We start from the raw sequence: 6,701 nt of genomic DNA, 5'->3' as shown, positions 1-6,701 counted from the left end.
CGGCATGTACCGTCGCCGCACCACGACTGCCGCCCGGAGGATGAAAAGCCCACACTGCTGGTGGTTCACAATATTAGTCTCCCGCCGGGTGAGTTTGGCGGTCCGTGGATCGATGCGTTATTCACTGGAACGATAGATCCCGATGTCCACCCTTTCTTTGCTGAGATTGCGCATCTGCGCGTATCGGCGCACTGTCTGATCCGTCGTGATGGCGAAGTGGTTCAGTATGTTCCTTTTGATAAGCGTGCCTGGCATGCCGGCGTGTCGATGTATCAGGGACGCGAGCGGTGCAATGATTTCTCCATTGGAATTGAACTGGAAGGAACGGACACCGCGCCTTACACCGATGCGCAATATGAGAAACTGGTTGCTGTAACGCAAACGTTAATCGGGCGCTATCCCGCCATTGCAGACAATATTACAGGGCACAGCGACATCGCCCCGGAAAGAAAAACCGACCCCGGCCCGGCGTTTGACTGGGCCCGGTTTCACGCCATGCTTACCACGTCGTCAGATAAGGAGATAACATGACGTTGTTTACCATGCTGCTGGTTATGATCGCTGAACGCCTGTTTAAGCTCGGCGAGCACTGGCATCTGGATCATCGGCTGGAGGTGTTATTCCGCCGCATCAGGCATTTTTCCATGCTGCGCACGCTGCTGATGGCGGCAGGCGTGATGGCGATTACGTTCCTGTTGCTGCGCTCGCTTTACGGCCTCTTTTTCAACGTGCCGCTGCTGGTGGTGTGGATCCTGCTCGGCGTGCTGTGTATTGGCGCGGGCAAGGTGCGTTTGCACTATCACGCGTATCTGAAAGCCGCTTCCCGGGATGATGCCCACGCGCGCGGCGCGATGGCGAGCGAGCTGACGATGATCCACGGCGTACCGCCGGACTGCGATGAACGCGAGTTTCTGCGGGAGCTGCAAAACGCGCTGCTGTGGATCAACTTCCGTTACTACCTGGCGCCGCTGTTCTGGTTCGTGGTGGGTGGACCCTGGGGGCCGGTACTGCTGATGGGTTATGCGTTCCTGCGCGCCTGGCAGACCTGGCTTGCCCGCTATCTTACGCCGCATGAACGTCTACAGTCCGGCATTGATGCCATCCTGCACGTGCTCGACTGGCTTCCGGTGCGTCTGGTAGGCGTGGTCTATGCCCTCATCGGTCACGGTGAAAAGGCGCTGCCCGCGTGGTTTGTCTCCCTTGCAGACCGCCATACCTCGCAGTATCAGGTTTTAACCCGACTGGCACAGTTCTCGCTGGCGCGTGAGCCGCACACGGACAAAGTCGCAACGCCAAAAGCTGCCGTCTCGATGGCGAAGAAAACATCCTTTGTGGTGGTGGTGATTGTGGCGCTGCTGACGATTTACGGCACGCTGGTCTAAGCCAGCGCGCCGAAGCTGTTACGGCGTATCCGCAGGCGGGATGCCGAAGTCAGGCATCCCGTTTTCGTTCCAGCGGACGAGTTTCAGGCGAGTATGGCGATTGGGATCGTAAAGCGGATCGCCTTCAATTTCAGTGTAGTTTCGCGCGTGGTAGACCAGCATATCTTCGCCTTCCGGCGTCTGCGTAAAGCTGTTATGGCCTGGCCCATACTGACGGTTTTCGTAGCTGGTGACGAACACCGGGCGCGGGGATTTATGCCAGTTAGCCGGGTTTTGCGGATCGGCATTCAGGTCTGCCCACAGTAATCCCATGCAGTAGTTCTCGTCGGTGGCGCTGGCGGAATAGCTGATAAACAGCTTATCGCCATGGAACAGCACCGCCGGGCCTTCGTTGACCCAGAACCCACGGCACTCCCAGTCATATTCCGGTTTACTGAGCATCACCGGCTCGCCTTTCAGCGTCCACGGATTTTCCATTTCACACAGGTAAAGATTGGAGTTACCGGAAATGTCCGGGGCTTTTTGCGCCCACAGATACCAGCGTTTACCCTGATGAACAAAGGTGGTGGCATCCAGCGCGAAGGTGTCAAACGGGGTTTTGATTTGCCCTTTTTCCACCCACGTACCGGTGAGCGGATCGCGATCTGCACATTCAATGGCAAACATGCGATGCTGGAACATCCCGAGCTGATCGAGCGCCTGGGTATGCGTGGCGGCAAAATAGATGTACCACCTGCCGTCGATATGATGCAGCTCCGGTGCCCAGATCAGCTGGCTCATCGGGCCGGTGTCGGGCTTGCGCCAGACAATCACCTCTTCGGCATCGCGTAAACCTTCCAGCGAGTCCGCGCGGCGGATCGCCAGCCGATCGTACTCCGGCACGGAGGCGATAAAGTAATATTGCCCATCGTGACGCAGGATATACGGGTCGGCGCGTTGTTCAATAAACGGGTTTGGCCAGGTTTGCATTCGGCTTTCCTTATTTAGTCTCAGCGGCTTTGAGTTCCTGATAATCGTTCAGCTCGCGATAGTTGGTGCGACGCTTTTCCAGATCGGACTGGATCTGCTTCATGGTCTCACGGTCCACTTTCAGCAGACGTACTACGCCCGCGGTAATTAAGTATCCAATGCCGGGAATGACGGTAAACAGCAGCACGATCCCGTTGATGGCATCCGCGCTCTGCGCTTTTGCGCCCGCGTCGTAGCCGTACCAGGAGAGCAGGAAGCCGACCATTGCCCCGGCAATCGCCAGACCCAGCTTCAGGAAGAAGATGTTGCCGGAGAAGCTGATCCCGGTGATGCGTTTCCCGGTTTTCCATTCACCGTAGTCGTCCACGTCGGCCATCAGCGACCAGTGCAGCGGTGACGGGATCTGGTGCAGGATGTTCAGCAGGACGTAGAGCACGACAATGGTTGTCGTCGCTTTCGGGTCGAAGAAGTAAAAGGCGCAGGAGAAAATCGCCAGCACGATGTTGGTCCAGAAGAAGACCTTCAGCTTACACCAGCGGTCGGTCAGCACTTTCGCAAGCATACTGCCGAACATCATGCCGACCACGCCCAGGCTGATAAACAGCGTGGCGAAATGGGTGCTTTGCCCCATGACCCAGGTGACGTAATACATGGTGGCCGCCATGCGGATAAAGCCAGGGCAGACGTTGCACAGGGTCAGGAGCAGAATGCGCACCCACTGGTCGTTCTTCCACACGTCTTTCAGGTCGTTTTTCAGTTCGTCATGGGTTTGCACCGCCGGACGCACGCGCTCGCGCACCGTGGCGAAGCAGAACAGGAACATGCAGGTACCAATCAGCGCCAGCACGGTCATCGCCATCTGGTAGCCTTTGGCTTTGTTATCCCCACCGAACCAGTCGGCCATCGGCAGGAGCGTCAGCGACAGCAGCAGCGTGGCGATACCAACCATAACAAAACGGTAGGACTGGCAGGCAACGCGCTCTTTCGGGTCGTTGGTGATCACGCCGCCGAGCGAGCAGTACGGAATGTTGATGGCGGTATAGGTCAGCGACAGCAGGAAGTAGGTGACAAAGGCATAGATAACTTTGCTGTTATAGCTCCAGTCAGGCGTGGTAAACATCAGGATGCTGAACAGCGCGTAGGGGAAGGCAATCCACAGCAGCCATGGACGAAACCGGCCATATTTGCTGCGGGTACGGTCGGCAATCGCGCCCATAATTGGGTCCGTGACGGCATCAATGACGCGTACGGACAGGAGTAAAACGCCAACCAGTGCAGGAGCCAGACCAAAAATATCCGTATAAAAGTAGTTAACAAATAACATGATGGCGCCAAAGATAATGTTGCATCCGGCGTCACCCATGCCATAGCCGATCTTTTCTTTTACTGACAGTTTGTTGTTATTCATCGACAGCTCTCCGGGTTTCGGTATGGAGAGAATTATTCGCTGGCAAACGAATATATGCGTTGCAATATAAAGGCGGTGATATGGAGGATTTTGCTGTGGGCGCGAATTTGTGAGGAAGGTAACAAGACGCTGTACCCGCAACCGCGAGTACAGCGAGAAAACACTTAGTGCGCTTTCACCGTTTTGGCATTTTTCTGTTTCACCATATAACCCACGCCGAGGATCGCAATCCAGACCGGGATCAGGTAGACGGAAATCGCCATGCCTGGGGTGATGAGCATGATGACCAGCACAGCTGCCATGAACAGCAGGCAAACCCAGTTCCCCAGCGGATAGAGCAGGGCAGGGAAGCGCGTGGTTACGCCCTGCTGGTGCTTGGCGCGGCGGAACTTGATGTGCGCGAGGCTAATCATCGCCCAGTTAATCACCAGCGCGGAAACCACCAGCGCCATCAGCAGACCGAAGGCAGATTCCGGTGCCAGGTAGTTAATCAGAACGCACAGCGCCGTCACGACCGCCGACACGATGATGGTATTAACCGGTACGCCACGCTTATCAACGGTAAGCAGCGCTTTCGGTGCGTTGCCCTGTTGCGCCAGGCCGAACAGCATACGGCTGTTGCAGTAAACGCAGCTGTTATAAACGGAGAGCGCGGCGGTCAGCACCACGACGTTGAGCGCGTTCGCCACGAAGGTGTCGCCCAGCTCGTGGAAGATGAGCACAAACGGGCTGGTATCCGCCGTCACGCGCGTCCATGGCAGCAGGGAGAGCAGGACCGCCAGGGAGCCCACATAGAAGATCAGAATACGGTAGATAACCTGGTTAGTGGCTTTCGGGATGCTCTGCTCCGGGTTGTCGGCTTCCGCGGCGGTGATGCCCACCAGCTCCAGACCGCCGAAGGAGAACATGATAATTGCCATCATCATCACCAGACCGGTCATGCCGTGCGGCAGGAACCCGCCTTGCTCCCAAAGGTTGCGCACGGTGGCCTGTGGACCGCCGTTGCCGCTGAACAGCAGCCAGCCGCCGAAGATGATCATCGCTACAACGGCAATCACTTTGATGATGGCAAACCAGAACTCCATCTCACCAAACACTTTTACGTTGGTCAGGTTAATGGCATTGATAATGACGAAGAAGGCCGCCGCAGACGCCCAGGTGGGGATCTCCGGGTACCAGAACTGAATGTATTTCCCAACGGCGGTCAGCTCGGCCATGGCAACCAGAACGTACAGAACCCAGTAGTTCCACCCCGAGGCGAAACCTGCGAAGCTGCCCCAGTATTTATAGGCGAAGTGGCTGAATGAGCCTGCGACCGGCTCCTCAACAACCATTTCACCTAACTGGCGCATAATCAGAAATGCAATAAAACCCGCAATCGCGTACCCCAGAATAATGCCCGGACCGGCCGACTGGATAACCGATGCACTGCCCAGAAACAGGCCAGTACCAATAGCACCGCCCAGGGCGATGAGCTGAATATGGCGGTTTTTAAGGCCGCGCTTTAGCTGATCGCCATGCTGTTGAGCTTCCATTTGAAACCTCGTGTGTGGTTGTTATGTTCACGCTGTGCGTGTGTAATTATGAAAGTCCATATTCTGTATTTATTTCTTTACGGTTAACGATACCGAAAAAAGCGGAGATGGCTTCCGTTAGCGCAAGAATAGTGGTAAGCGCCAGCGAATGCACCTGCTTTATGAAGGGATGAAGACGACTTGAATAAAAAGAAACCAATTGTAAATCGGTACGTTAACCCCTCATACCCCAACCTATAGAATAGAAATGCGTCAGAAGAGGGCGAATTTTCATTTTTTGCCTTGTTGAATCGCTTCAGATTGCAAAAACCCTCGTTTCATTATGGTTAAAACTGCCTCTTTGGTAGTAACCATTTCATTTGTGCAAAGTTACATTCCTGAAACGTTAGTTCTGTAAGGTTGTTAAAATGTGCCGGGTTTACTGATTTCAATCAAAACCAATATGGACAGAAGGTGAATACTTTGTTACTTTAGCGATACGAACATGAAATTGGTAAGACCAATTGACTCCGGGCAAAAAGGCGTAAGACAGGGAATATGGCCTACAGCAAAATTCGCCAACCAAAACTTTCCGATGTGATTGAGCAGCAGCTGGAGTTTTTGATTCTCGAAGGGACACTGCGCCCGGGCGAGAAGCTCCCGCCAGAACGCGAGCTGGCAAAACAGTTCGACGTTTCACGCCCCTCTCTGCGTGAGGCGATTCAACGTCTCGAAGCAAAGGGCCTGTTGCTCCGTCGCCAGGGTGGCGGAACCTTTGTGCAAAACAGCCTGTGGCAGAGCTTCAGCGACCCGCTGGTAGAACTTCTCTCTGACCACCCAGAATCCCAGTTTGATCTGCTTGAGACCCGTCACGCGCTGGAAGGTATCGCGGCTTATTACGCCGCCCTTCGCAGCACTGATGAAGACCGCGTACGTATTCGCGAGCTGCATCAGGCCATTGAACGGGCACAGCAGTCCGGCGATTTAGACGCCGAGTCCAATGCCGTCGTCCAGTATCAAATTGCCGTCACCGAAGCGGCGCACAACGTGGTGCTCCTCCATCTGCTACGCTGCATGGAGCCGATGCTGGCCCAGAACGTTCGTCAGAATTTTGAATTGTTGTATGCCCGTCGGGAGATGCTCCCGCTGGTAAGCAACCATCGCACCCGAGTATTCGAGGCGATAATGGCCGGGGAACCGGAGCAGGCGCGCGAAGCGTCGCACCGCCATCTGGCTTTCATTGAGGAAATCTTGCTGGACCGCAGCCGTGAACAATCGCGTCGCGAACGTTCATTACGCCGCATACAGCAACGAAAGGATTAAGCGCCAGGTACTTTTAGAGCGCGGCAACTAAACGCAGAACCTGTCTTATTGTGTTTTCTGGCGAAAATACAATGGGACAGGTTCCAGACAAATCAACGTATTAGA

6 protein-coding genes are annotated in these 6,701 nt (G+C 55.1%); 3 read left to right on the top strand and 3 right to left on the bottom strand.

Features of this window, described 5'->3' with window-relative positions; all coding sequences use genetic code 11:
* Both ampD and ampE read left to right on the top strand, forming a co-directional pair.
* Nucleotides 1-531, top strand: a 531-nt coding sequence (gene ampD / locus IMQ56_RS00480; RefSeq protein ID WP_196063543.1) for a 1,6-anhydro-N-acetylmuramyl-L-alanine amidase AmpD, incomplete at its 5' end; no start/stop codon positions are given.
* Nucleotides 528-1,382, top strand: a complete 855-nt coding sequence (gene ampE / locus IMQ56_RS00475) for a beta-lactamase regulator AmpE (RefSeq protein ID WP_003856320.1) — start codon at nt 528-530, stop codon at nt 1,380-1,382. The genes ampD and ampE, both read left to right, overlap by 4 nt.
* 18 nt (nt 1,383-1,400) lie before the next feature.
* Here the strand turns inward: ampE and IMQ56_RS00470 are convergent, their stop codons facing one another.
* From IMQ56_RS00470 to aroP, 3 genes are all read right to left on the bottom strand, one after another.
* Entirely contained in the window at nt 1,401-2,351 is a 951-nt protein-coding gene (locus IMQ56_RS00470; RefSeq protein WP_032647256.1) for a family 43 glycosylhydrolase, read from the bottom strand.
* Between the two features lie 10 nt (nt 2,352-2,361).
* Nucleotides 2,362-3,759, bottom strand: coding sequence for an MFS transporter (locus IMQ56_RS00465; RefSeq protein WP_017383771.1), 1,398 nt, complete (start codon nt 3,757-3,759; stop codon nt 2,362-2,364).
* Between the two features lie 164 nt (nt 3,760-3,923).
* A complete protein-coding gene (aroP, locus tag IMQ56_RS00460; RefSeq protein ID WP_015572685.1) occupies nt 3,924-5,294 on the bottom strand; it encodes an aromatic amino acid transporter AroP in 1,371 nt (456 codons plus the stop codon).
* Between the two features lie 537 nt (nt 5,295-5,831).
* Between aroP and pdhR the strand changes: the two genes are divergently transcribed.
* On the top strand, nt 5,832-6,596 hold the full coding sequence (pdhR, locus tag IMQ56_RS00455; protein ID WP_015572686.1) for a pyruvate dehydrogenase complex transcriptional repressor PdhR: 765 nt from the start codon (nt 5,832-5,834) through the stop codon (nt 6,594-6,596).
* Nucleotides 6,597-6,701 lie beyond the last annotated feature (105 nt).

Source organism: Enterobacter sp. Res13-Sevr-PEC09-46, assembly GCF_015672585.1.
Lineage (GTDB): Bacteria > Pseudomonadota > Gammaproteobacteria > Enterobacterales > Enterobacteriaceae > Enterobacter > Enterobacter hormaechei_C.
Note: the sequence above shows the minus strand (reverse complement) of the source record. Positions and strands in the feature narration are given on the sequence as shown.

What these genes read in the sequence shown, in the direction of transcription:
- ampE (WP_003856320.1), top strand. Translation starts at nt 528, where the DNA reads ATGACGTTGTTTACCATGCTGCTGGTTATGATCGCTGAACGCCTGTTT.
- IMQ56_RS00470 (WP_032647256.1), bottom strand. Translation starts at nt 2,351, where the DNA reads ATGCAAACCTGGCCAAACCCGTTTATTGAACAACGCGCCGACCCGTAT.
- IMQ56_RS00465 (WP_017383771.1), bottom strand. Translation starts at nt 3,759, where the DNA reads ATGAATAACAACAAACTGTCAGTAAAAGAAAAGATCGGCTATGGCATG.
- aroP (WP_015572685.1), bottom strand. Translation starts at nt 5,294, where the DNA reads ATGGAAGCTCAACAGCATGGCGATCAGCTAAAGCGCGGCCTTAAAAAC.
- pdhR (WP_015572686.1), top strand. Translation starts at nt 5,832, where the DNA reads ATGGCCTACAGCAAAATTCGCCAACCAAAACTTTCCGATGTGATTGAG.